Below are 25088 nucleotides of genomic sequence, written 5' to 3' on the forward strand. Positions count from 1 at the left end.
GGATGAACCCGGGATCGTCCCGCGCCAACCTCCTGGCAGGCCGATTGCAAACCTGGCAGGCCGATTGCAAAGGTGCCGGATGCTACTTAATCCATGCCCTCAGAAGAGGGAGAAATCAGGAAATGCCCATGTTCCGCCGCACCGCCCTGGCCGCCGGGCTCACCGCCCTGCTGGCCGGCCCCGCCGCCGCGCAGACCCAGATCACCATCCAGCACCCGCTGCCGCTGAACAGCCATTACGGCGCCGGCGCGACCGCGCTGAAGGAGGCCTTCGAGCGCGCCGCCGGGAACCGCTACCGCGTCGTCATCCAGCGCAACGACAATGAGCGCGAGGCGATCGAGAGCGTGCAGATCGGCACGATCGAGTGCGTCATCACCTCCACCGGCCCCGTCGGCAACTTCGTGCCCGACACCCGCAACCTGGACGTGCCCTTCCTGTTCCGCGACAGCGCCCATGCCCGCGGCGTGCTGGACGGACCCATCGGCCAGGAATTGCTCGGCCGCTTCAACGCCCGGGGCCTTGCGGGCGTGGCCTGGATGGAGAACGGCTTCCGCCACCTCACCAATTCCCGGCGCGAGGTGAACAACCCCGCCGATATCCGCGGGCTGAAGGTGCGGACCATGGAGAACCAGGTGCACATGCGCGCCTTCTCCACGCTGGGCGCGCTGCCCACGCCGATGGCCTTCAGCGAGCTGGTGCCCGCGCTCCAGCAGGGCACGGTGGACGGGCAGGAAAACCCCATCCCGGTCATCGTCGCCAACAACCTGAACCAGGTGCAGCGCTTCCTGACGCTGACCAGCCACGTCTATTCGCCGGCCGTGCTGATCTGCAACCCGGCGCTGCTGGCCCGCATGTCGGCCGCCGACCGCGCGGCCTTCCAGGAAGCGGCCCGCGCGGGCGTCGCCGCCAACCGCGCCCGCGTCACGGCCGATGAGGAATCGGGCGTGGAGGAGCTGCGCCGGCGCGGCATGACGGTGGTGACGACCGTGAACACCGCCGCCTTCCAGGAGGCGCTGGCCCCCGCCTTCGCCGAATATGAGCGCACGCTGAACGCGGCCCTGCTGCGCCGCATCCGGGACTGGCAGCCGAACTGAGCGCCGGCCTCATCGGGAAGCGAGGGGGGGTGCCGGGCGACCGGCACCCCTTTTTCGATCGCCCAGCCCTCGCCCGATTGTCCGATTGCAACCGGGCCGGAACATGCCCTATGCAATTGATACTCAGGGAGAGAAAAACGAAATGTCCATGTTCCGACGTTCGGCGCTGGCGGCGGGTATCGCCGCCTTCCTGGCCGGCCCCGCCATCGCACAGACGCAGATCACCATCCAGCACGCCCTGCCGGCCAACAGCCACACCGGCGTCGGCCCGGCCGCCATCAAGGAGGTGTTCGAGCGCCTGACCAATGGCCGCTATCGCGTCGTGGCCCAGCGCAACGACAATGAGCGCGAGATGGTCGAGAGCGTGCAGATCGGCACCATCGACTGCACCTTCACCTCCACCGGCCCCGTCGGCAACTTCGTGCCGGAGGTCCGCATCTTCGACGTGCCCTTCCTGTTCCGCGACACCGCCCATGCCCGTGGCGTGCTGGACAGCGAAATCGGCCAGCAGGTCCTGGGCCGCTTCAGCGCGCGCGGCCTGCACGGCGTGATCTGGACGGAGAACGGCTTCCGCCACCTGACGAATTCCCGCCGCGAGGTGAACCTGCCGGCCGACCTGCGCGGCCTCAAGGTCCGCACCATGGAGAACCAGGTCCATATGCGGGCCTTCACGGTGCTGGGCGCCCTGCCGACGCCCATGGCCTTCAGCGAGCTGGTGCCGGCCCTGCAGCAAGGCACGGTGGATGGGCAGGAAAACCCGATCTCGGTGATCGTGGCGAACAACCTGAACCAGGTGCAGCGCTACATGACGCTGACGAACCACGTCTATTCGCCCTCCGTCATGATCTGTAACCCAGGCCTCATGCAGCGCATGACCCCCGCCGACCGCGAGCATTTCATGACCGCGGCCCGCGCCGCCCAGCGCGCCAACCGCGACCGCGTGACGCAGGACGACGCGAACGGCGTGGAACTGCTGCGCAGCCGCGGCATGACCGTGGTCACGACCGTGAACACCGCCGCCTTCCAGGAAGCGCTGGCGCCTGCCTTCGCCGAATGGGAGCGCAGCCTGGACGCCGCCCTGCTGCGCCGCATCCGCGACTGGCGCGCGAACTGAGCCAGGGCTGAGCCTCAACTGTCCGGGGGCGCGGTTCCGCCGCGCCCCCTTCGTCTGCCCGCCGGGGGTTTTTCATGAATGCGATGAATGTCCTGCCGCTCCAGATCATGGGGGTGGCCACGGTGCTGGCCGTGGCGCTGGCCCTCTGGGCCGGCTCGGGCGAGGCGGGCGCGCGGGCACGGATGCGCCGCACCTTCCTGGCGGTGGATCGCCTCACCAGCGGGGCCGCGGCCATCCTCGCCACCCTCGCCATGGCCGTGGCCGTGGCCGCCGGCGCCTGGCAGGTGGTGGCGCGCTTCGCGACCGAGACCCCCTCGGTCTGGTCCGAGGCGCTGGTCCGCACCGCCATCGTCTGGGTCGCCTTCATCGGCGTCGCGGTGGCGCTGCGCGCCGGGGCGCTGGTGTCCATTGATGTCGCGCGCCGCCTCAGCAGGGGCACCGTGCAGCGCGCGCTAGAGGCGGCCTCGCTGGCCGCCATCCTCTCGTTTCTCGGCGTCATGTTCTGGTTCGGTTGGATGATGGCCGAACGGGTGAAGTTCCAGGAGATGGCTGGGCTCGAGGTCTCGATGTCCTGGGGCTATGCCGCCATCCCCATCGGGGCCTGCTTCGCCATGATCGGCGCCATCGCCCATTTCCTCGACCGAAAGCCCACCGACGAGCTGGAGACCGCCCTATGAGCGGCATGATGCTGACCGTGATGCTGGTGCTCTTCGCGGCCGCCGTGCCGGTCGCGATCGCGATCGGCATCTCGGCCGTGGTGGGGATCGCGGGCTTCACCTCCTTCCCCATGATCGTGGCGGCGCAGCAGCTGTTCGTGGCGCTGGACAAGTTCCCGCTGGCGGCCATCCCCTTCTTCATCCTGGCGGGTGCGCTGATGGAGATGGGCGGCATTTCCCGCCGGCTGGTGGAATTCGCGCGCTCCATCGTGGGCGGCATCCAGGGCGGGTTGCCGGCGACCTGCGTCGTCACCTGCATGATCTTCGCGGCCATCAGCGGTTCCTCGGTCGCGACCACCTTCGCCATCGGCGCCATCATGATCCCGGCGCTGGTGCGGGCGGGCTATCCGGTGGGCTTCGCGGCCGCACTCCAGGCCACGGCTGCGGAGCTGGGCGTGGTCATCCCGCCCTCCATCCCCATGATCCTCTATGGCGTCACCACCCAGACCTCGATCCCGGAGTTGTTCATCGCGGGCATCGGGCCGGGCATCCTGATCGCGGGCGCTCTCATCGCCACGGTGCTGGTCTGGTGCCGCATCAAGGGCTGGGGCAAGCAGGATGGCGAGGGCCGCCTGCCTTTCCTGACCGCCACGCGCCAGGCCGGCTGGGCGCTGATGATGCCCGTGGTGGTGCTGGGCGGCATCTATGGCGGCATCACCACGCCGACCGAGGCCTCGGTCATCGCGGTGGTCTACGCGCTCATCGTGGGCGTGGTGATCCACCGCGAAATCCGCCTGCCGGACCTGTTTCCCATCTTCCGCAAGAGCGTCATCACGTCGGCGGTGATCCTGTTCATCATCGCCTGCGCGGGGCTGTTCTCCTGGCTGCTGAACCGCCAGGGCGTGCCGGACGCGGCGGCGGCCTGGCTCGCCACCTCCTTCGACAGCCCGGCGCTGTTCCTGCTGGTGGTGAACCTGTTCCTGTTCCTGGTGGGGATGTTCGTGGAGACCTCGGCCTCCATCATCGTGCTCGCCCCCATCCTGCAGGAGGCGGCGGGGCGGCTCGGCGTGGACGCGGTGCATTTCGGCACCATCATGGTGGTGAACCTGGCCTTGGGCATGATCACCCCGCCCTTCGGCGTGAACCTCTTCGCGGCCGCCCAGGTGGCGGGCTGCGGAGTGGACCAGATGATGCGCTACCTTGTGGTGTTCATCGGCGTGGTCTTCGCCTGCCTCATGGTCATCACCTATGTGCCGACGCTGGTGCTGTTCCTGCCCCACCTCGTGTTTCGCTGAACCTCCCCTTGCGCGGCGTCGCGGCGCCGCGCAGCATCCCTTGGCCACTAGTGCCGAGGAAACGAACAATGACAAGCATCACCCGCCGCACCGCAATGGGCGGCGCGCTGGGCGTCGCCGCCCTTCCTGTCGCGGGCCGCGCCCAGAGCCGCGACAACACCATCCGCATCGGCGTGCTGGCCGATTTCTCGGGCCCCTACCGCGACACCTCCGGGCCCACCTCGGTCGCCGCCGTGCAGCAGGCCATCGAGGATCTCGGCATGGCGCAGCGGGGCATCAACGTCGAGGTGATCCAGGGCGACCACCTCAACCGCCCCGACGCCGCCCTGGCGCTGGCGCGGCGCTGGATCGACACCCAGGGCGTGGACATGATCTGCGAGGTGAACAACTCCGCCATCGCCCTCGCTGTCGCCAACCTGATGCGGGAGCGGGACAAGGTGCAGCTCGCCTCGGGTGCCGCATCCTCCGCGCTGACCGGCCCGCAGTGCAGCACCCACACCCTGCACTGGACCTATGACACCTGGATGTTCGCCAATGTGGTGGGCGGGGCCACGGTGCGCTCGGGCGGGGACAGCTGGTATTTCATCACGGCCGACTACGCCTTCGGCCACCAGCTGGAACGCGACACCACCCAGTTCGTGACCCGCGCGGGCGGGCGCGTGGCAGGCAGCGCGCGCTACCCCTTCCCCGGCACGACCGATTTCAGCAGCTTCCTGCTCCAGGCGCAGGCCAGCCGCGCGAAGGTGGTGGGCCTCGCCATGGCCGCCGGCGACATGCAGAACTGCGTGAAGCAGGCGCACGAGTTCGGGCTGATGCGCCGTGGCCAGCAATTGGCCGGGATGATCATGTTCGTGCAGGACATCCGCACCATCGGCCTGGAATCCGCCCAGGGCATGGTGATGAGCGAGGTCTTCTACCACGACCTGAACGACCGCACGCGGGGCCTCGCGCAACGCATCCTGCGCCGCACGCCGGACAACATGCCGAGCCAGGAGCACGCCGGCACCTATTCCTGCGCCATCCACTACCTCAAGGCCGTGGCCGAGGTGGGCGCCGCGCGCGCCAAGGCCTCGGGCATCGAGGTCATCAACGTGATGAAGCGCATGCCGACCGATGATGACGCCTTCGGCCCCGGGCGCGTGCGCGAGGATGGCCGCAAGATCCACCCGGCCTATCTCTTCGAGGTGAAGTCGCCCGCCGAGAGCCGCGGCATGTGGGATTTCTACAAGCTGCGCGCGACCGTGCCGGCCGAGGAGGCCTTCCGCCCCATGGCCGATGGCGGCTGCCCGCTGGTCCGGGGTTGACGGCTGCGCGGCTGACGCTTGCGGGCTTGGTGCTTCAGGCCCATCTCAAAGCCATCCGATAGGAGGCGAAGATGGTCCTGAAGCTGCTGTGCGCGCAGGTCGTGCTGACGAAGATGGCGGTGCGTGGCGCCTTCACCCTGGGTGCCGTCGCCGGCACGGCGGGTGTGGTCGGGCTATGCGCGCTGCGCCGTGCGGCGAGGGAAGGCCGCATCAGCCGGCGCGCGGCCGCCAAGGCCTGATCAGGCCGCTTCCAGCGCCACCCGGCTGTGATTGGCGCGATAGGGCGGCAGGGGCGAACAGCCGGGCGGCTGCGCAGCGGCCAGGCTGAGGCGCAGCAGGTCAAGATCCTCGGCGCCGTCCACGTCATGCCAGGGCTGGAGCACGTCCAGGCGTAGCCCCTCCGCCGCCGCCCGGGCGCGGGTGGCGTCCAGCAGGCCGGGCGCGCTCCAGGGCATTCCATCCAGCAGCGCGGGCAACGGACGCGCCATGGCGATGGCGCAATAGCCGCCATCCAGGGCCGGGATCAGCGCCGCATCCGCACCGGCCGCGACCGCGGCGGGCAGCAGTTCCAGCAAGGCCGGCGGCAAGGTCGGCGCGTCCGTGCCGGTCAGCAGGGCGCAGCCGATGCCGGGCTGGAACAGGGCGTCGAATGCTGCCCCCATCCGTGCGCCAAGGTCACCGCCCGGCTGTGGCGTCAGGGCCCAACCAGGCAACAGCGCGGCGATCTCCTGCTCCGCATCGGCGGGCGTGTGGAAGGCCGTGAGCGTGGCGGCATAGCGCGGGGCGAGGAAGCGCAGGATGTCGGCGCTGTCCAGCAGGAAGGCGCGCGCCAGTTGCGCCGCGCGCGCCGCGCCCACCACCGCGGCGAGCCTCGTCTTGCTGACGCCGGGGCGTGGCGCCTTGCACATCAACCCGAATGCGGCCTGCATCGGTCAGGCCGCGTTCAGCACCCGGCCGGCGACGGCATCGAGCTTGGCCAGCAGTGCCGGGTCGCGCTTTTCCGGCGCCGTGATCAGCGCATATTCCAGTGCGCGGTCGCAGCCGGCAGGGCAGGCGCCGCGCGGGGCGCCGATGCGCGGGATCAGCGCCTTGACCAGGGCGCGTGCCTTCTCGGCATTGCCCTGGAGCACCTTCACCACCTGGTCCACCGTCACGTGGTCATGGTCGGGGTGCCAGCAGTCGAAATCGGTCACCATGGCGACCGAGGCGTAGCAAAGCTCCGCTTCTCGTGCGAGCTTGGCCTCGGGCATGTTGGTCATGCCGATCACGTCGCAGCCCCAGGCGCGGTAGAGTTCGCTCTCGGCCTTGGTGCTGAATTGCGGGCCTTCCATGACCAGGTAGGTGGCGCCGCGGGTCATCGGCAGGCCGATTTCCTGTCCCGCCGCCTCGGCTGCGTCGGACAGGCGCGGACAGGTCGGGTGCGCCACGCTGACATGCGCGACACAGCCCGGCCCGAAGAAGGATTTCTCCCGCGCGAAGGTGCGGTCGATGAACTGGTCCACGATGACGAAATGCCCGGGTGGCAGTTGCGCCCTGAGCGAACCGACGGCCGAGAGGGAGATCACGTCCGTGACACCCGACCGCTTCAGCGCATCAATGTTCGCGCGGTAGTTCAGCGCGGAGGGCGGCAGCGGGTGGCCCTTGCCGTGGCGCGGCAGGAAGACGCAGCGCACCCCGCCCAGCGTGCCGAAGAGCATCTCGTCCGAGGGTTCGCCCCAGGGGGTGAAGACGCGCTTCCACTCGCGCCCCTCCAGCCCGTCAATGTCATAGATGCCGGAACCGCCGATGATCCCGATGACGGGCTGGAACTGGTCGGACATGGAGGGTCAGCCGCGCTCGGACAGCGGCTTGTAGTCGCGCTTGGAGGCCCCCGTGTAGATCTGGCGCGGGCGGCCGATGCGCTGCGCGGGGTCCTCCACCAGCTCCTTCCACTGGCTCACCCAGCCCACCGTGCGGGCGACGGCGAAGATCACGGTGAACATGCTGGTCGGGATGTCCATCGCCTTCAGGATGATGCCGGAATAGAAGTCCACGTTCGGATAGAGCTTGCGCGAAATGAAGTAATCGTCGCTGAGCGCGATGCGCTCCAGCTCGCGCGCGATCTCCAGCAGCGGCTCGTGCTCGACGCCGAGGGCCGCGAGCACCTCGTCGCAGCTTTCCTTCATGATCTTCGCGCGCGGGTCGAAGTTCTTGTAGACCCGGTGGCCGAAGCCCATCAGCTTCACGTTGCTGTTCTTGTCCTTCACGCCCTCGATGAAGGCCGGGATGTTTTTCACATCGCCGATCTCGGCCAGCATCTTCAGCACGGCCTCGTTGGCGCCGCCATGGGCGGGGCCCCAGAGGGCCGCAATGCCGGCCGCGATGCAGGCGAAGGGGTTGGCGCCCGTCGAACCCGCGAGGCGCACCGTGGAGGTGGAGGCATTCTGCTCATGGTCCGCGTGCAGGATCAGGATGCGGTCCATCGCCTTGGCCAGCACGTCGGGAACGTCATATTCCTCGGCCGGCACGGACTTCAGCATGTGGATGAAGTTGCGCGCATAGCCCTGCGGGCCATTGGCCAGCGCGTTCTTCGGATACACGAAGGGCTGGCCGAGCGAATACTTGTAGGCCATGGCCGCGATGGTCGGCACCTTCGCGATCAGGCGGAAGGCCGCGATGCGCCGCTGCTCGGGGTCATTGATGTCGAGGTTGTCGTGGTAGAAGGCGGCCAGCGCGCCCACCACCCCGCAGAGGATGGCCATGGGATGCGCGTCACGTCGGAAGCCGTTGAAGAAGTTGCGAATCTGCTCATGGACCATGGTGTGGTAGGTCACGCCATTGCGGAATTCCTTGAATTCCTTGGCGTTCGGCAGGTCACCATTCATCAGCAGGTAGCAGACCTCGGTGAAGTCGCTCTGCTCGGCAAGCTGCTCGATCGGGTAGCCGCGGTACATGAGCACCCCGGCATCGCCGTCGATATAGGTGATCTTGCTCTCGCAGCTGGCGGTCTCGCCATAGCCGGGGTCGAAGGTAAAGATGCCAAGATTGGCATAGAGCTTGCGGATGTCCGCGACATCCGGGCCTTCGGTGCCGGACAGCAGGGGCAGCGTCGTGCTCCGGTTGGTGCCGTCCAGGGTGATCGTGATGGAGCCGTTGCTGCCGCTCATGCTGTTACCTTCCTGAAAACAAGGGGCGCCGGTTCTATCGCCTCGCGCCGTGTTGCGGCGCAGAATAAGCGTTGGGCCGCGCTTGTCCATCACCGTAACGTGGAAAGCCCACCACCCGGCGATCAGCCCAAGAGCCAGGCCCGGACTTCTTCCCAACCAGCCTGATCGGGCGCGCAGATGATCCCGCCGGTGTGGCGCAGGGGGGAATAGGGCGCGCCGTCGAACTGGGCCGAATACCCGCCGGCCTCGGCATGGATGAGCACGCCCGCCGCATGGTCCCAGGGAAGCAAGCGGTTATAGACCAGCACATGCGCGCCGCCCGTGTTCACCAGGCGGTATTCGTGGGCCGCGCAGCGGAAGTTCATGACCGACGCAAAGCCCGCGAGCTTGGGCAGCACCGCCGCCTTCCGGTCGCGCGGCATGAAGCCCCAGGAAATGGCGCCTACCATGCGCGCGAGCGGCACAGGGGCGGAGACCCGGCAATCATGCAGGTGGCCTTCCTGCCCCTCGACCCAGGCCCCCTCGCCCCGCAGGGCGATCAGCGTGTCGTCGCCCAGGGGGTCATGGATCCAGGCGGCGATGGTCTCGCCCTGGTAGATCGCGGCCGCCATCACGCCGAAGAGCGGGACGCCCGCGGCGAAGTTGGCCGTGCCATCCACCGGGTCCACCACGATGCACAGCCGCGCCTCGGCCATGTTGGTGAGCTTGGTGGGGTCGGCGGCCGCGGCCTCCTCGCCCAGGATGACGGCATCGGGGAAGAGGCGGCGCAGCCCGGCCTCGATATGGCGTTCGGCCGCCTCATCGGCCTCGGTGACGAGGTCGAGCGGGCCGGACTTGGTCCGCACATCGCCCGAGGCGAGACGGCGGAAGCGCGGCAGGATCTCGGCGCGCGCGGCGGCCCGCAGAAGCTGCGCCACCTCCCGCGCCGCGGTCGCGGAAATTCTCATGGAAGCTGCCCGAAACGCGCGCGGTCGGCGGGCGAGAGGCGGACGGTCAGGCGCACCGCGCCCTCTTCCTCCACCCGCTCCAGCACCTCGCCATGGCGGTAGAGCCAGGCCAGGCGCGCGCCATCAGCGGAGGTCAGGGTCAGCTCAGCCGTGACCATGCCGGCCGACAGCCGCTCGTCCAGCGCGGCGCGGAGCTGGTCGAGCCCCTCGCCCGTCATGGCCGAGACCGCGAGACCGCCCTCGATGCGCGCGGCCACGGCCTCTGGCCCGCCCAGCAGGTCGGCCTTGTTCAGCACCTCGATGGTTCGCGCGCGCCAGTCGGTGCCCATGGCCGCGTGCTCGCCGCCGGCCATGCCATCCAGCACGGCATGGACATCGGCGCGCTGGGCCGCGCTGTCGGGGTGGGCCACGTCGCGCACATGCAGGATGATGTCGGCCGAGGCGACCTCCTCCAGCGTGGCACGGAAGGCCTCGACGAGTTGCGTGGGCAATTCGCTGATGAAGCCCACCGTGTCGGACAGGATGGCCGGCCGTCCCGAAGGCAGCGTGATCTGCCGCATGGTGGGGTCGAGCGTGGCGAAGAGCTGGTCCTGCGCCATCACCCCCGCACCGGTCAGCGCATTGAACAGCGTGGACTTGCCGGCATTGGTGTAGCCCACCAGCGCAATGACCGGATAGGGCACGCGCTCACGCGACTTGCGGTGCAGGCCGCGGGTGCGGCGCACCTGCTCCAGCTCCTTCTTGAGGCGCACGATGCGCTCGCCGATCAGGCGGCGGTCGATTTCGATCTGGCTTTCGCCGGGGCCGCCCAGGAAGCCGAAGCCACCGCGCTGGCGCTCCAGGTGGGTCCAGGAGCGGACGAGCCGCGTGCGCTGGTATTCCAGATGCGCGAGCTCGACCTGCAAGCTGCCCTCGCGCGTGCGGGCGCGCTCGCCGAAGATCTCCAGGATCAGGCCGGTGCGGTCGATGACCTTGGCCTTCCAGGCGCGTTCCAGGTTGCGCTGCTGCACGGGCGTGAGTGCGGCGTCCACGACGACGAGGCCGGCCTCCTGCTCCTCCAGCGCGGCGCGCACCATCTCGACCTGCCCCTCGCCCAGCAGGGTGGAGGGCCGGCGGGCGCGCAGCGGATGGATCGCCTGGTGGACGATCATCACCCCGATGGAGGCGGCGAGGCCCACGGCCTCCGCAAGGCGCGCCTCCGCCGCGCGCGGCATGGCGCCGGGCGCTGCGAATTCGGTGACGGAGCCGCGTGCCGTGCGGCCATAGGGCAGGATGACGGCGGCGCGGGTGGGTGGCGCCGCGGTCTCCTCACTCGTCGCGGGCAGTGGCGGGCTCCCGGTTCATGGTCAATGTGGTCTCGCGCACGGGCGCGGCGCCGCCGGCCGCTGGCGCGGCCTGCGCGGCCGCCTGCGGGTCGAACAGCATGATGGGCGCGCCCGGCATCACGGTGCTGATGGCGTGCTTGTAGACCAGTTGCGTGTGCCCGTCCCGGCGCAACAGGACGGAGAAATTGTCGAACCAGGTGATGATGCCCTGGAGCTTCACGCCGTTCACGAGGAAGACCGTCACCGGCGTCTTGCTCTTCCGCACGTGATTCAGGAACACGTCCTGCACGTTCTGGGACTTCTCGGCCATGGTGGCCTCCTTCCTCTTCTTCATGGCGGGCAGGCCCGCTCGTCGCTCAACCGGGCTGAGTCTCGCGGGTTGCGGCGGGCTTGTCCAGGGCTGAGAGATGCACGGCCAGCGCAGCGCCATCCGCAAATGCCATATCTGGGGCACAATGCGTGACGCCGCCGTCATGTGCCGCATCCCCGAGCAACACCGCGCGGCAGCCCGACGCACGCGCCGCTTCCATGTCGATCGCGGTGTCGCCCACATACCAGATGTCGGGACCTGGCGGCAGGTCGAGCGCACGCAGCGCCATCAGCAGCGGGGCCGCGCTGGGCTTGTCCGCCACCGCGTCGCCGGCGCCCACAAGCACCTTGAAATGTTGGGCAAGACCGAGATGCGCGGCCTCCTCGCGCAGCAGCGCGCCCTGCTTGTTGGAGACGACGCCGAGCGGCCAGGATGCGGCCGCTTCCAGCATCACCGCCGTGCCCGGCAGCGGGCGCACCGCGTCGAGGTGCGTGGCGTGGATCGCGTCGTAGAAGATGCCGCGCGCGCGCTCCCACTCATCCCCGAAATGGATGGGGAAAGAGTCACGCAGGGATTTGCGGACATTGGCCAGAACCTCCTCGCGCGACCAGGCGGGCTTGCCGAAGGCGGCAAAGGTCGTGTTGAGCGCGTATTGGATCGCGGCCCAGCCATCCACCAGCGTGTTATCCCAATCGAACAGCAGCGCGCGCGGCCTCATGCCGCATTGCCCGCCTGCTGGTGGACATGGCGCGCGAAGATGTCGAAGAGGCGCCGCGTCATCGGCCCCGGCGTGCCATCGCCCACCGCCACGCCGTCCACGGCCACGATGGGCTTCACGAAGGAGGTGGCGGAGGTGAGGAACACCTCGCGTGCCGTGGCCAGCGCGTCGCGGTGGAATTCCTCCAGGCTGTAGGGGATACGCGCCGCCTCCAGCTCCGCGATGAGCGCGCCGCGGGTGCAGCCGGGCAGGATCACGGAATCGAGGTGGCGGGTCCGCAGCACGCCCTCCGCATCCACGATCCAGATCGTGGTGGCGGCCCCCTCGGTCACCATGCCGGTCACGGGGTCGTAGAGGATGGCCTCACCCGCGCCCTGCTCGCGCGCCGCCTGGCGGGCCAGGCAATTGGGCAGCAGGTTCACGCTCTTGATGTCGCGCCGCGCCCAGCGCAGGTCGGGCGTGGTGATGGCCTTGATGGTCCAGCGCGCGATATCGCGCGGATAGGGCGGGATGCGGCGGATGGTGACCACCAGAGCCGGCGGCACCGGCTTCGTGGGGAAGGCGTGGTCGCGCCGGGCCACGCCCCGCGTCACCTGCATGTAGAGCAGCCCCTCGGTGACGCGGTTGAGGCGCGCCACCTCCACCAGCACCATGCGGAGTGCCGCGCGCGGCATCGGCATGGGCAGCGCGATTTCCTTCAGGCTGCGCTCCAGCCGGTCCAGGTGGCGGTCCTCGTCGATGAAGCGGTTGGCGTGCAGATGCACCACCTCATAGATGCCGTCACCGAACTGGTAGCCGCGGTCCTCAATGTTCACGCTGGCGTTGCGCTGCGGCAGATAGGCGCCGTTCACATAGGCAATCCGGGACATGCAGGGCTTTCCGCAAATGAGGCAGGCAGTCTAGGCCGTCCCGGCCGCCTTGTCCTCCGCCTGGACGTTCAGGAATTTCAGCTTGCGGTGCAGCGCGCTGCGCTCCATGCCCACGAAATTGGCGGTGCGGCTGATATTGCCGCCGAAGCGCATCAGCTGCGCTTCGAGGTATTGCCGCTCGAACATCTCCCGCGCCTCGCGCAGCGGCAGGGTCATGATCTCGCTGGAACGATCAAGCCGCAGCATGGCCGGCGCCGCGGATACGATCTCGGGCGGCAGGGCCTCGGCACGGATGGGCGCCTGCGCCTCGCCCGGCGCCATGATGAGCAGCCAGTCGATCAGGTTGCGAAGCTGGCGCACATTGCCCGGCCATTCATAGGTCTGCAGCGCGGCGATGGTGTCCTCGGCCAGGTCACGTGGTTGCAGGCCGGAGGCTTCCACCGAGCGCGCCACGAAATGACGCGCCAGCACCGGCACGTCCTCGCGTCGCTCCCGCAACGCGGGCACGCGCAGCGGCACCACGGAGAGGCGATAGAACAGATCCTCGCGGAAGCGGCCCCCCGCGATCTCGGCCTGGAGGTCGCGGTTGGTGGTGGCGATGACGCGCGCATCCACCTTGATGCGCGTCGCACCGCCCACCCGCTCGAAGCCCTGCTCCTGAAGCGCGCGCACGATCTTGCCCTGGGTCTCCAGCGGCATGTCCGCCACCTCGTCCAGCAGCAGGGTGCCGCCATGGGCGCGTTCCAGCGTGCCGATGCGGCGCGGGGCCTCGCCCTGGGCCTCGACGCCGAAAAGCTCCTCCTCGATGCGGGCCGGGTTTAGCGTGGCGCAGTTCAGCGCCACGAAGGGCTCGCCCGCGCGGCGGGAGCGGGCGTGCAGCATGCGCGCCGCGACCTCCTTGCCGGAGCCCGCGGGGCCCGTGATCAGCACGCGCGAATTGGTGGGCGCCACCTTGTCGATGGCGCCGCGCAGCTGGGCAATGTGCGGCGAGACGCCCAGCAGTTCCGTCTCGGGGCCGGCGCGCAGGCGCAGCTCGTTCACCTCGCGGCGCAGCCGGGCGGCCTCCAGCGCGCGCTCGACGATCAGCAGCAGGCGGTCGGACTTGAAGGGCTTCTCGATGAAGTCGTAGGCGCCCTGCTGGATGGCCTGCACCGCCGTCTCGATGGTGCCATGGCCCGAGATCATCACGCAGGGCACCTGCGGCTCCTCGCGGTGCATCGCCTCCAGGATGCCCAGCCCGTCCAGGCGCGAATTCTGCAGCCAGATGTCCAGGATCACGAGCGAGGGCTTGCGCGCGCGGAACTGCTGCAAGGCCGTGTCGCTGTTGTGCGCCTGACGCGTGTCATAGCCCTCGTCCGAGAGAATCCCCTCGATCACGGCACGGATGTCCGGCTCGTCATCCACGATCAGGATGTCATGCGCCATGGCCGCGCTCCATCACCACATCCCCGCCTGCCTCGGCCCCACGGACCTCCGCAGGGCTGCTTTCGGCCGGCCGGAGCGGCAGCAACAGCTCCGCCCGCGCACCGCGCCCGGTCGCCGCATCCCCCAGCAGGAGGCGGCCGCCGTGGTCCTCCATGATCTTCTTCACGATGGCAAGACCAAGGCCGGTGCCCTTGGGCTTGTGGGTGACGTAGGGTTCCGTCAGGCGCTCGCGCTCCTCGCCTTCGGGCAGGCCGAGGCCGTCATCCTCGACACGGATCGCGACCATGCCCGCCCCACCGGATGCAGGCGCGAGGCTGACCCGGATATGGCCGAGCGGCATGGAACGGGAGGGCGTGGCGGGCGCCTCCTCATCCGCCGGCGCCTCCGCCTGGGCGCGCAGGCGGATGGAATCGGCCGCGTTCTGGAGCAGGTTGGCCAGGGCCTGCTGGATCAACCGCCGGTCGCAGGCCACATGCACGGGCATGCCGGGCGAGGACCATTCATAGGCAATTTCCGGGCTTCCGGTTCGTGGCAGCACCAGCGCCTCCTCCACGATGCGCGACAATTCCTCCTCACGAATCACAGGCTGGGGCATGCGGGCGAAGGCGCTGAACTCGTCCACCATGCGGCCGATGTCGCCCACCTGGCGCACGATGGTGTCGGTGCAGGCGGTGAAGGTCTCGGGGTCGTTCGTGATCTGCTTGAGGTAGCGGCGCTTGAGGCGCTCGGCGCTGAGCTGGATGGGCGTCAGCGGGTTCTTGATCTCGTGCGCGATGCGCCGCGCCACATCGGCCCAGGCCGCCTGGCGCTGGGCGGTCAGCAGGGCGGAGATGTCGTCGAAGGTGACGACGAAGCCCTGCCCCTCCATCTCGGGCGAGAGGCGGGCCAGCAGGGTCCGGCGCTCCGAGGGGGAACCCAGCTTGATTTCCGCCGTGCGCCCGGCGGGGCCGGCCAGCAAGGGCGCGAACTCCGGCACCACCTCGGCCAGGCGTCTTCCGATCTCGCGCTCCAGGTCGAGGCCCAGCAGCTTGCTGGCGCCGCGATTGGGCAGGTTGATGCTGAGATCGGCGTCGAGGCCGATCACGCCCGCAGAAACGCCGCCCAGCACGGCCTCGGTGAAGCTCTGCCGGTCGGCGATCTGGCGGTAGGCCTCCATCAGCTCGCTGCGCTGGGCGGCGAGCTGGTTGGTCATGCGGTTGAAGGCGCGCGACAGGCTGCCGACCTCGTCATCCGCATCGCCCTCCTCCACGCGCACGGACAAGTCGCCCGCCCGCACCCGCTCGGCCGCGGTGATGAGGCGCGAGATGGGCCGCGCCAGCTGGTTGGCCAGCACAAGGCCGATCAGCACCGCCGCCAGCAGCACCAGCAACGCACCGGCGGCGAAGATCATGATGAAGGTGATCTGCAGGCCGTCGCGGTTTCGGTCCAGCGCCTGGTAGGCGGTGACGGCGGCCTCGGTGCGGCTGATATGCTCCAACACCGTGCCATCGAGCGGCCGGCCGATCATCATCATGAGGCCGGTCTGCGGCGCCAGCGCGAGAACCGCGCGCACCCGCCCCTCCTCCTCGCCCGCGACCACCGCCACCTCGCCATTGCGGGCGATGTCGATGGCCCAGCCGGGCGGTGGCGCCAGCATGAAGGCGGAGGTGACGCCGGCATGGGCGACGATGCGCCCCAGCAGCGGTTCGAAGATCACCGCCTCGGTCAGGCCGCGCTGACTGGCCTGCCCGCCCAGCACGCGCGCGAAGGCGAGGTTCTGGTCGGGCAGCAGGACCACCGCGCGGTTGAGGTCGTTCACCATGGCCAGCGCATCCGCGCGGATGGCGTTCTGGTGCTCCTGGAGATAGGCGCGCGAGGCGATGAGCGAGGCTTCCAGCGCCGTCCGCACACGGTCGTTGAACCAGGCCTGGATGCCCAGGTTGAAGAAGGTGACCGAGAAGCCGGCCACCAGCATGGCCGGCACGACCGCCACCACCGAGAACAGCAGCACGAGCCGCGTGTGCAGCCGCGACCCGGCCGAGCCGCGCCGGCGCTCGGCCCAGACGCGCACGAGCCGCCCCGCCAGCGAGGCCAGCAGCAGCAGCACGACCGCGGTGTTGCCCAGGAAGATGGCCGCGAGCTGCCCTGGGCTGGTCGGCCCGAAGGGCGAGCCGTCGGAGAGCACGACGAAGGTCGCGATCCCCATCACCAGCGCGGCCAGCGCCAGACCCAGCGTCACGCCGCGCCCCAGCAGCATGTCGGCCAGCCGCCGCAGCAGGGGCACGCGGGGGCGGGCCGCCACGGCCATCAGGTCAGCCCACGCACCACGGGCAGGTCGAGGTCCTTCAGCTTCTTGCGCAAGGTGTTGCGGTTGAGGCCGAGCAGCGCGGCCGCCTTGATCTGGTTGCCCCTGGTGGCGGAGAGGGCGAGGCGCAGCAGCGGCCGCTCCACCTCGCTGATCACGCGCTCATGCAGGTCGCGCACGGGCATGCCGTCCTTGTGGGCCGCCATGAACAGCTTGAGGTGGCGCTCGACCGCCTGTTCCAGTGTCTCGGCGCTGCGCGGCGCGCCATCGGTGGGCGCATCGGCTTCGGCGAGTTCGGCCGAGACCGCCTCCTCCCCGATGATTTCCTGCGGGTAGAGGGCGGCCAGGCGCCGCATCAGGTTTTCCAGCTCGCGCGCATTGCCCGGCCAGGCGTGGCGCTTGAGGCGTTCCAGCGCCTCGGGGCTCAGCGACTTGGCGGGCAGGCCGGAGGCGCGGGCGCGCTCCAGGAAATGCCGGGCCAGCAGGGGAATATCCTCGGTGCGCTCGCGCAGGGGGGGCAGGCGGATGGGCACCACGTTCAGGCGGTAGAACAGGTCCTCGCGGAACAGGCCCGCGCGGATGGCGGCGCGCAGGTCGCGGTGGGTGGCGGCCACGATGCGGACATTGGCCTTCACGGGGCTGCGGCCGCCAACGGTGGTGAACTCACCCTCCTGCAGCACGCGCAGCAGGCGGGTCTGGGCCTCGGGCGGCATGTCGCCGATCTCGTCGAGGAACAGCGTGCCGCCGGCGGCCTGCTCGAAGCGGCCGATGCCACGGGTCAGCGCACCGGTGAAGGCGCCACGCTCATGGCCGAAGAGTTCGCTCTCGATCAGTTCGCGCGGGATGGCGGCCATGTTGATGGCCACGAAGGGGCCGGTGCGGCGCTTGCCGTAGTCGTGCAGGGCGCGGGCGATGAGTTCCTTGCCCGTGCCGCTCTCGCCCGTGACCATGACGGTCAGGTCGGCGGTGGTGAGGCGCGCCACCGTCCGGTAGATCTCCTGCATGGCCGGCGAGCGGCCCACCAGCGGCAGGCGCTCGCCCGCTTCCTGGCCGTCATCGGGCGGAAGCGCCGTGGCGGGCTGGGCCAACGCGCGCTCGGCCACCGCCAGCAATTCCTTCAGGTCGAAGGGCTTGGGCAGGTATTCGAAGGCGCCGCGCTGGGCCGCCTTCACCGCCGTGGTGAAGGTGGATTGCGCGGACATCACCACCACGCGCAGATCGGGCCGCACGCGCTTCATGCGCGGCAGCAGGTCGAGGCCATTCTCGTCGGGCATCACGACATCGGTGATGACGAGGTCCCCTTCCCCATCCTCCACCCAGCGCCACAGCGTGGCGGCGGAGGAGGTGGCGCGCACATTGTAGCCCGCGCGCGACAGCGCCTGGGACAAGACAGTGCGGATCGCGCGGTCGTCATCGGCGATCAGGATGGTGCGCGTCTCGGTCATTCATCGGTCTCGGTCATGTCCTCGCCGGGCGGCGGCGCGGGAAGGGAAAGGCGGAAGGTGGTGCGGCCGGGGCGGCTGTCGCACTCGATCAGCCCCCCCTGGTTGGCGACGAGCTTGGCGACGATGGCGAGCCCCAGCCCCTGCCCGCCCCGCTTGGTGGTGACGAAGGGTTCGAACAGGGTGGCGCGCAGGGGCTCCGGAATGCCCGGGCCATTGTCGCGCACGGTGACGGTCAGCGGGAGGTGAACACGCTCGTTGGAGCCGGGCACGGCGATGCGAACGCCATGGTGGTAGGCGGTGCCGAGCTGGATCTCGCCCTCGCGCGGGTCCACCGCCTCGGCCGCGTTCTTCACCAGGTTCAGCATGATCTGGATGAGCTGGTCGCGGTCGCCCCAGACGGGCGGCAGCGAGGGGTCGTACTCCTCGGCGATCCGCAGGTGGCAGGCGAAGCCCGATTGCGCCACGCGGCGCACATGGTCCAGCACGGAATGGATGTTCACGGGGCGCGGCGTGATGGGCCGGTCGGAGAACATCTCCATCCGGTCCACCAGGGTGCGGATGCGGTCCGCCTCCTCCTGGATGAGGATGCAGAGGTCCCGATCGCCCTGCGACGCGCCCTGTTCCAGCAGCTGGGCCGCACCGCGGATGCCGGAGAGCGGGTTCTTCACCTCATGCGCAAGCATCGCCGCCATGGCGGTGGCGCCGCGCGCCGCCCCCAGGAAATGCAGCTGCCGGTCGAGCATGGCGGCCGTCGAGCCATCCTGCAGCATCAGCACCACGCCGCCGGGCATGTCCGGCATGGGCGCGCCATAGGCCGAGACGCCGGAACGGTGCAGGCGCGGGCTTTCCAGCGTCAGGTCGTGGTCGGCCACCGGGCTGTCCGTGCGGCGCACCTGGTGCAGCAACGCGAAGAGGCGGTTGTCGGGCGGCAGCAGATCGCCCAGCGGCAGGCTCGCCAGCGTGACCTGGGAGTGCTGGAAGAACAGCTCGGCCGCCGGGTTGGCGAAGCGGAAATTGTCTTCCCCGTCCAGGACCACGGCGGGCATGGGCAAGGCGGAGAGGATGTTCACCGCTTCGGGCATGTCGCTGCCAGGGCGCGTGCGTGGCATGGCCAGTTGCCGCCTGCTCATGCCGCCTCGCGGAAGGCGTCGCGGCAGGCCTCGACGCCCCGCTCGATCAGGGGGCGGTAGAAACCGTCCATCAGCGCCTCGGCCTCCTCCGGCGTGTCCACGCGGTTCACCTGGGCCCGGAACTCGGCGCTGCCGGGCAGGCCGCGCGAATACCAGGCGATGTGCTTGCGCGCCATGCGGACCCCCGTGTTCACGCCATGATGCGAGAGGATGGCGCGGTAATGCCGCAGCAGGATCTCGTGCTGCTCGGCGAGCGTAGGGTCGGGCAGGCGAACCCCCTCGTTCAGGAAGGCCGCGACCTGGCGGGGGAACCAGGGCCGCCCGTAGCAGCCGCGGCCGATCATCACGCCATCCGCCCCGGACAGGCGCCGCGCCTCGGCCGCGTCATCCACGGTGAGGATGTCGCCATTGGCGATGACGGGGATGTCCACCGCCGCCTTCACCTGCGCGATGAAGGCCCAGTTGGCCGTGCCGGTGTAGAGCTGCTGGCGCGTGCGCCCATGGATGGTGACGAGGCGGATGCCGCATTCCTGGGCGATGCGCGCCAGCCGCGGCGCGTTCAGGCTGTTGTGGTCCCAGCCCATGCGCATCTTCAGCGTGACGGGCACGGAGACGGCACGGACCACGGCCTCCAGGATGGCGGCGGCCCGGACCTCGTCGCGCATCAGGGCCGAACCCGCGCTCTGCCCCACCGCCACCTTCTTCACCGGGCAACCGAAATTGATGTCCACGATGGCCGCCCCCCGGTCCACCACCAGGCGCGCGGCATCGGCCATGACCGTAGGCTCACAGCCAGCCAGCTGGACGGAGCTGGGGGCGCCGAAGCCCTCCATCTCCTTGGCAACCTCGGCCATCTTCAGGCTCTGGCGGTTCTCCCGGATCATGGCGGCGGAGGCGATCATCTCCGACACCACGAGCCCCGTGCCCTCGGCCCGCGCCAGACGGCGGAATGGCAGGTCCGTCACGCCCGACATGGGGGCGAGGATGACGGGCGTCTGGATGCACACACCCGGGGCGAGGGTGATGGGCGCCAGGGGCTGAGGCAGGGGGTTGCTCATCATTTGGGCAGCCATACGCAAATCCGCGCCCGCCGTCCATGTCGCCCTTGCACCGTCGCGGGGCGATTTGCCCCCGGTCATTTGCAGGGAACCCAAAGCGGGGTAGCGAAGCGGGCATGAAGATCGCCGCTCTCCTCTTGGCCGCCGGGACGGGTTCACGCTTCGGCGGCCCCGTCCCCAAGCAGTTCGCGGCCCTGGCCGGGCGGCCCGTGCTGCGCCACGCGGCCGAGGCGCTGCTGGCCGGCGGGCAGATGACATGGCTGCAACCCGTGGGCGAGGCCGAATCCATCGCCCCCGTGCTGGCCGGCCTGCCGCATCTTCCCATCGTGGCCGGCGGCGCCACCCGCCAGGCCAGCGTGCGGGCGGGTTTGGAAGCGCTGGCCGCGCATGCGCCCGATGTGGTGCTGATCCATGACGGCGCGCGGCCCTATTTGCCGCCCGGCACCATCCCTGCCCTGCTGGCGGCGCTGGAACACCACCCCGGCGCCATCCCGGCCGTGCCGGTGGCCGATACGCTCAAGCGCGGCGCGGATGGCGTGATCGCGGCCACCGTCCCGCGCGAGGGGCTGTTCCGCGCCCAGACGCCCCAGGCCTTCCGCTTCCCCGCGATCCTGGCCGCCCACCGTGCCGCCACCCAGGACGCCACCGACGACGCCGCCCTGCTCGAGGCCACGGGGCTATCTGTGGCCCTGGTCGAGGGGTCGGAGCGCAACATCAAGATCACCCGCCCGGAGGATTTGCCCCGCATGGAACACGACATGACCGCCCGGATGCTGCCGCGCGTGGGGACGGGCTTTGATGTCCATCGCCTGGTGCCGGGCCGGCCGCTGGTCCTGTGCGGGGTGGTGGTGCCGCATGAATTGGGCCTCGATGGCCATTCGGACGCCGATGTGGGCATCCATGCGCTGTGCGACGCCATCTATGGCGCCCTGGCCGAGGGCGATATCGGCACCTTCTTCCCCCCTTCCCAGATGAAGTGGAAGGACGCCGACAGCGCGCAGTTCCTGGTCCATGCCGCGGGGCGGATCGCGGCGCGGGGCGGCATGCTGGTCAATGCCGACGTCACGCTGATCTGCGAGCGGCCCAAGATCGGCCCCCATGCGGCCGCCATGCGCGCGCGGCTGGCGGAGCTGCTGGGCGTGGAGATCGGCCGCATCGGCGTGAAGGCCACGACCACCGAACGGCTGGGCTTCACCGGCCGTGGCGAGGGCATCGCGGCGCAGACGGCCGTGAGCCTGCTGGTGCCCGCCTGAACAAAAAAGAGGCCGCCCCCTTTCGGGAGCGGCCAAGGCAAGGTTGAGGAAGGCAAAGCTGTCGGCAGGGCCAGAGCCCCACCGACCTACCTCAGATGGGACCATCCTGGTCCTCTTCAAGACCCTTACGATAACGCATCGCCTAACAAAATCGCCATCACAACGAAGTTTCAACCTTTCCATCGTCCGTCATTTCGCGCCCGCCTCGCACCCGCTATCCTCCCCGACAACACATGGAGGATGCGATGACCGGACACACCCATGACGCGGCCATCATCGGCTGGGCCCATAGCCGCTTCGGCAAGATCGAGGACGCGCCTGATGCCGAGGCGCTGATCGGCCTCGTCGCCCGCCAGGCCATCGAGCATGCGGGGCTGGAGCCCGCCGATGTGGACGCGGTCTTCCTGGGCCAGTTCAATGGCGGCTTCACACCGCAGGAATTCCCGGCCTCGCTGGTGTTCCAAGCCGTGCCGGAACTCCGCTTCCGCCCCGCCACCCGCTACGAGAACGCCTGCGCGACCGGCAGCGCCGCCATCCATGGCGCGCTCGATTTCCTCGCCGCGAAGCGCGGCCGGATCACCTTGGTCGTGGGCGTGGAGAAGATGACTGCAACCCCCGGCCCCCGGGTCGGCGAGATCCTGCTCTCGGCCAGTCACCTCAAGACCGAGGGCGGCATCGAGGCGGGTTTCGCCGGCGTCTTCGCCCGGATCGCCGAGGCCTATTTCCAGCGCCATGGCGACCAGTCCGACGCCTTGGCCGCCATCGCCGCCAAGAATCACAAGAATGGCGTGGACAACCCCTGGGCGCAGATGCGCAAGGACCTGGGGTATGAGTTCTGCCGCGCCGAGAGCGAAAAGAACCCCTTCGTCGCCCGCCCCCTCAAGCGCACCGATTGCAGCCTGGTGAGCGACGGCGCGGCCGCCATCATCATCGCGGAGGGCGATGTGGCCCAGTCCGCCCCCCGCGCCGCCCGCTTCCGCGCCACCGCCCATGTGCAGGACTTCCTGCCCATCGCGCGCCGCGACATCACCCGCTTCGAGGGCCCGCGCGAGGCCTGGGCGCGCGCCTTCGACGCCGCCGGGATGGGCTTGTCGGACCTTTCCTTCGCCGAGGTGCATGACTGCTTCACCATCGCCGAGCTCATCGAATACGAGGCGATGGGGCTGACGCCCGAGGGCCAGGGCCACCGCGCCATCCTGGAGGGCTGGACGGCCAAGGACGGCAGGCTCCCCGTCAACCGCTCGGGCGGGCTGAAGGCCAAGGGCCACCCGATCGGCGCCACGGGTGTCTCCATGCACGCGCTCGCCGCCATGCAGCTGTGCGGCGAGGCGGGGGAGATGCAGTTGCCGCGCGCCGAGGTGGCGGGCGTGTTCAACATGGGCGGCGCGGCCGTCGCCAACTATGTCAGCATCCTGGAGCGGGCGGGCTGACCCACCCGCGCCAGGGCGGGATGCGTTGAGGCGGGATCACCGAAAACGCCGAATCCCGCTCGCAACAGCGGCTGGAGCAGGCCGCGTGAACGCGGCGTGCTCCAGGCCGGCGCCGCGTCAGTCGAGCGTGGCGCCCGAGGCCTCCACCAGCCCCTGCCACACGCGCTCCTGCTCGGTGAGGTAGCGGCCATAGGCCTCGGGGCTCTCGTCGGTCACGGGGGTGAAGCCCAGCGGCTCCATCCGGCCCTTGAACTCGTCCGAGCGCGCGATCTGCGTGAGGACCTGGTGCAACCGCGCGATCACCGGGGCGGGCGTGCGCGCCGGCACGTTCACGGCGTACCAGGACTGCATGTCGATGCCCGCCTGCGGCAGCAGCTCCGCCATGCCGGGCACGTCGCGCAGCTCGGGCACATAGGTCACGCGCTCGGCGCTGCCCACGGCCAGCGCGCGGAAGCGGCCTTCGCGCACATGGGGCATCAGGGCCGGGATCACGTCGAACATCATGTCGATGTTGCCCGCCACGAGGTCCACGATGGCCGGGCCGCCGCCGCGATAGGGCACATGGGTGATGTCCATGCCCGCCGCGCGGTTGATGCTGGAGAGCGTGAGGTGGCTGACCGTGCCGGTGCCGGAGGAGCCCATGCTGATCCGCCCCGGATTGGCGCGGGCCGCGGCCACCAGTTCATTGAAGTTCTGCCAGGGGCGGCGGGCGTTGACCACCAGCAGCACCGTCCCCGTCACCACCCGCGTCACGGGGGCGAGGTCCCGGATGGGGTCGAAGGGCATGGAGCGGCGGTAGAGAAACTTGTTCGCCGCCAGCATGGAGGCGGTGCCGAGCAGGATGGTGTGCCCGTCGGGCTCGGCCTTCGCGACCATGTCGCCGCCCAGGTTGCCGCCGGCGCCGCCGCGGTTCTCGACCACCACCGTGGCGTTCAGCAGCGGCTGCATGCGCTCGGCCAGCAGGCGGCCCGTGATGTCCACCGCGCCGCCGGGCGCGAAGGGAACGATGATGCGGATGGGGCGGGAGGGCCAGGCGGCCTGGGCCCGGGCTAGGCCAGGGGCGGCGAGCGGAGCCGCGAGGGCCGCGCCGAGCAGCGCGCGACGGGGGGCGTTCATGGGAAGTCTCCTGGGCTGCGGATGGGTGGCTTCTCCGGGTGTCCGGCAGGAAGGCCCGAAAGGCAAGCCCTTGTTCAGGGCGGGGGTGACTGCTTCACCCCGCCCCAGTCCAGCAGCAGCGCATAGCCCACCGCCAGCACCACCGGCCCGAGGAAGAGGCCCAGGAAGCCGAAGGCGAAGACACCCCCCAAGGCGCCCAGCAGGGTCAGCAGCAGGGGCAGGTCCGCCCCGCGGGCGATCAGCCAGGGACGGATCACGTTGTCCACCGAGGAGATGCCAAGGGCACCGTAGAGCAGCATGAACAGCCCCCAGCCCCAGGAATCGGTCGCGAAGAGCCAGATCGAGGCGGGCAGCCACACCAGCGGCGCCCCCACCGGGAAGATCGAGATCACCCCCGCGATCACCCCCAGCAGCACCGGCTGCGGCACCCCCGCCACCCAGAGGCCGAAGGCGGTCAGGAAGCCCTGGGCCAGCGCCGTGCCCAGCAGCCCATAGACCACGCCCCGCGTCACATTGCCCGTCAGCTCCCACAGGTGCAGCGCGCGGTCACCGGCCAGCCGCTCCAGCAGACGGTAGCAATGCGCCGCGATGGCCGGCCCGTCGCGGTAGATGAAGAAGGCGAGGATGATGGCCACCAGCACCTCCACCAGCCCCGACAGCAGCAGCAGCAGCAGCCCCAGCGCCTGCTGCGCGATGGTGCCGGCATAGGGGCCGACCAGCGCCGTGAGCTGCGAACTGTCGCCCGCCAGCGAGTCCCAGAAGCTGTTCAGTGGCCCGCCCACCAGCGGGATGGGCAGCAGCACGCCCGACAGGTCCGGCAGCCCCTCGGTCAGCACCCGCTCGATCCAGGTGCGGATGCCGTCCACATCCTCTCGCGTGACGGGCGTCGCCAGCAGCAGGGGCAGGCCCAGCAGCAGGAATTCCAGAACCACCATCACCGCCGCCGCATAGCCCGGGCGCAGGGTCAGCCGGTTGGTGAGGAAGCGGAAGATGGGCCAGGTGCAGAACACCAGGATGACGGCCCCCAGCAGGGCCGAGACGAAGGGCCGCAGCACCAGGAAGCAGGCCAGCGCCAGCAGGCCTGCCGCCAGCAGCCCGATCAGCCGGGCCACTGAGTCCTTGCTTTCCATACGGAACCCTATCGTTTTGCGGTGGTCTGCGTAGAATGG

23 protein-coding genes are annotated in these 25088 nt (G+C 69.8%); 8 read left to right on the top strand and 15 right to left on the bottom strand.

Annotation, left to right across the window (positions count from 1 at the left end; genetic code table 11):
- Positions 1-128 precede the first annotated feature (128 nt).
- The 6 genes from dctP (GGQ83_RS06865) (at position 129) to GGQ83_RS06890 (ending at position 5702) form a co-directional block, all read left to right on the top strand.
- Positions 129-1094 (top strand): TRAP transporter substrate-binding protein DctP, encoded by a 966-nt coding sequence (gene dctP, locus GGQ83_RS06865; protein WP_242534935.1) that lies wholly within the window; start codon positions 129-131, stop codon positions 1092-1094.
- A gap of 148 nt (positions 1095-1242) precedes the next feature.
- Positions 1243-2208, top strand: a complete 966-nt coding sequence (gene dctP, locus GGQ83_RS06870; protein WP_242534934.1) for a TRAP transporter substrate-binding protein DctP — start codon at positions 1243-1245, stop codon at positions 2206-2208.
- 74 nt (positions 2209-2282) lie between these two features.
- On the top strand, positions 2283-2885 hold the full coding sequence (locus GGQ83_RS06875; protein ID WP_242534933.1) for a TRAP transporter small permease: 603 nt from the start codon (positions 2283-2285) through the stop codon (positions 2883-2885).
- A complete protein-coding gene (locus tag GGQ83_RS06880; protein ID WP_184383055.1) occupies positions 2882-4159 on the top strand; it encodes a TRAP transporter large permease in 1278 nt (425 codons plus the stop codon). The genes GGQ83_RS06875 and GGQ83_RS06880 overlap by 4 nt, the downstream gene beginning before the upstream one ends.
- A gap of 68 nt (positions 4160-4227) precedes the next feature.
- Entirely contained in the window at positions 4228-5463 is a 1236-nt protein-coding gene (locus GGQ83_RS06885; protein ID WP_184383056.1) for an ABC transporter substrate-binding protein, read from the top strand.
- A gap of 71 nt (positions 5464-5534) precedes the next feature.
- Positions 5535-5702: a hypothetical protein gene (locus GGQ83_RS06890; protein WP_184383057.1), complete on the top strand. Its 168-nt coding sequence runs from the start codon at positions 5535-5537 to the stop codon at positions 5700-5702.
- On the opposite strand, the gene GGQ83_RS06895 is transcribed toward GGQ83_RS06890, so the two are convergent.
- From GGQ83_RS06895 to dusB, 13 genes are all read right to left on the bottom strand, one after another.
- Complete coding sequence (locus tag GGQ83_RS06895) at positions 5703-6392, bottom strand: TIGR04282 family arsenosugar biosynthesis glycosyltransferase (protein ID WP_184383058.1); 690 nt, start codon at positions 6390-6392, stop codon at positions 5703-5705.
- A gap of 3 nt (positions 6393-6395) precedes the next feature.
- Positions 6396-7283: an S-methyl-5'-thioadenosine phosphorylase gene (locus GGQ83_RS06900; RefSeq protein ID WP_184383059.1), complete on the bottom strand. Its 888-nt coding sequence runs from the start codon at positions 7281-7283 to the stop codon at positions 6396-6398.
- Between the two features lie 6 nt (positions 7284-7289).
- On the bottom strand, positions 7290-8609 hold the full coding sequence (locus GGQ83_RS06905) for a citrate synthase (RefSeq protein ID WP_184383060.1): 1320 nt from the start codon (positions 8607-8609) through the stop codon (positions 7290-7292).
- A 122-nt stretch (positions 8610-8731) separates the two neighbouring features.
- A complete protein-coding gene (locus tag GGQ83_RS06910) occupies positions 8732-9556 on the bottom strand; it encodes an inositol monophosphatase family protein (protein WP_184383061.1) in 825 nt (274 codons plus the stop codon).
- Positions 9553-10770: a GTPase HflX gene (gene hflX, locus GGQ83_RS06915; protein ID WP_184383062.1), complete on the bottom strand. Its 1218-nt coding sequence runs from the start codon at positions 10768-10770 to the stop codon at positions 9553-9555. The genes GGQ83_RS06910 and hflX overlap by 4 nt, the downstream gene beginning before the upstream one ends.
- A 94-nt stretch (positions 10771-10864) precedes the next feature.
- Positions 10865-11191 (bottom strand): RNA chaperone Hfq, encoded by a 327-nt coding sequence (gene hfq, locus GGQ83_RS06920; RefSeq protein WP_184383625.1) that lies wholly within the window; start codon positions 11189-11191, stop codon positions 10865-10867.
- A gap of 46 nt (positions 11192-11237) precedes the next feature.
- The gene (locus tag GGQ83_RS06925) at positions 11238-11909 is read right to left on the bottom strand and encodes an HAD family hydrolase (RefSeq protein ID WP_184383063.1); all 672 of its coding nucleotides are present in this window, start codon (positions 11907-11909) and stop codon (positions 11238-11240) included.
- Positions 11906-12778 carry a D-amino-acid transaminase gene (locus GGQ83_RS06930; protein ID WP_184383064.1) on the bottom strand — a complete coding sequence of 291 codons (873 nt, stop codon included), beginning with the start codon at positions 12776-12778 and terminating at the stop codon, positions 11906-11908. The genes GGQ83_RS06925 and GGQ83_RS06930 overlap by 4 nt, the downstream gene beginning before the upstream one ends.
- 30 nt (positions 12779-12808) lie before the next feature.
- On the bottom strand, positions 12809-14203 hold the full coding sequence (ntrX, locus tag GGQ83_RS06935) for a nitrogen assimilation response regulator NtrX (protein WP_184383065.1): 1395 nt from the start codon (positions 14201-14203) through the stop codon (positions 12809-12811).
- On the bottom strand, positions 14193-16490 hold the full coding sequence (locus GGQ83_RS06940; protein WP_184383066.1) for a sensor histidine kinase NtrY-like: 2298 nt from the start codon (positions 16488-16490) through the stop codon (positions 14193-14195). The genes ntrX and GGQ83_RS06940 overlap by 11 nt, the downstream gene beginning before the upstream one ends.
- Positions 16490-17932 (bottom strand): nitrogen regulation protein NR(I), encoded by a 1443-nt coding sequence (ntrC, locus tag GGQ83_RS06945; protein ID WP_184383067.1) that lies wholly within the window; start codon positions 17930-17932, stop codon positions 16490-16492. The genes GGQ83_RS06940 and ntrC overlap by 1 nt, the downstream gene beginning before the upstream one ends.
- Complete coding sequence (locus GGQ83_RS06950; RefSeq protein ID WP_242534932.1) at positions 17929-19041, bottom strand: two-component system sensor histidine kinase NtrB; 1113 nt, start codon at positions 19039-19041, stop codon at positions 17929-17931. The genes ntrC and GGQ83_RS06950 overlap by 4 nt, the downstream gene beginning before the upstream one ends.
- Positions 19042-19058: 17 nt before the next feature.
- Positions 19059-20120: a tRNA dihydrouridine synthase DusB gene (dusB, locus tag GGQ83_RS06955; RefSeq protein WP_184383626.1), complete on the bottom strand. Its 1062-nt coding sequence runs from the start codon at positions 20118-20120 to the stop codon at positions 19059-19061.
- A 116-nt stretch (positions 20121-20236) separates the two neighbouring features.
- Here dusB and GGQ83_RS06960 point away from each other — a divergent pair, with 116 nt between their 5' ends.
- Positions 20237-21373: a bifunctional 2-C-methyl-D-erythritol 4-phosphate cytidylyltransferase/2-C-methyl-D-erythritol 2,4-cyclodiphosphate synthase gene (locus GGQ83_RS06960; protein WP_184383068.1), complete on the top strand. Its 1137-nt coding sequence runs from the start codon at positions 20237-20239 to the stop codon at positions 21371-21373.
- Positions 21374-21618: 245 nt separating this feature from the next.
- Positions 21619-22803, top strand: a complete 1185-nt coding sequence (locus tag GGQ83_RS06965; protein ID WP_184383069.1) for an acetyl-CoA acetyltransferase — start codon at positions 21619-21621, stop codon at positions 22801-22803.
- A 117-nt stretch (positions 22804-22920) separates the two neighbouring features.
- Here the strand turns inward: GGQ83_RS06965 and GGQ83_RS06970 are convergent, their stop codons facing one another.
- Both GGQ83_RS06970 and GGQ83_RS06975 read right to left on the bottom strand, forming a co-directional pair.
- Positions 22921-23919 (bottom strand): Bug family tripartite tricarboxylate transporter substrate binding protein, encoded by a 999-nt coding sequence (locus GGQ83_RS06970; RefSeq protein ID WP_184383070.1) that lies wholly within the window; start codon positions 23917-23919, stop codon positions 22921-22923.
- A 74-nt stretch (positions 23920-23993) separates the two neighbouring features.
- Positions 23994-25049, bottom strand: a complete 1056-nt coding sequence (locus tag GGQ83_RS06975) for an AI-2E family transporter (RefSeq protein ID WP_184383071.1) — start codon at positions 25047-25049, stop codon at positions 23994-23996.
- Positions 25050-25088 lie beyond the last annotated feature (39 nt).

The organism is Roseococcus suduntuyensis (assembly GCF_014196305.1).
In the GTDB taxonomy this organism is placed as follows: domain Bacteria; phylum Pseudomonadota; class Alphaproteobacteria; order Acetobacterales; family Acetobacteraceae; genus Roseococcus; species Roseococcus suduntuyensis.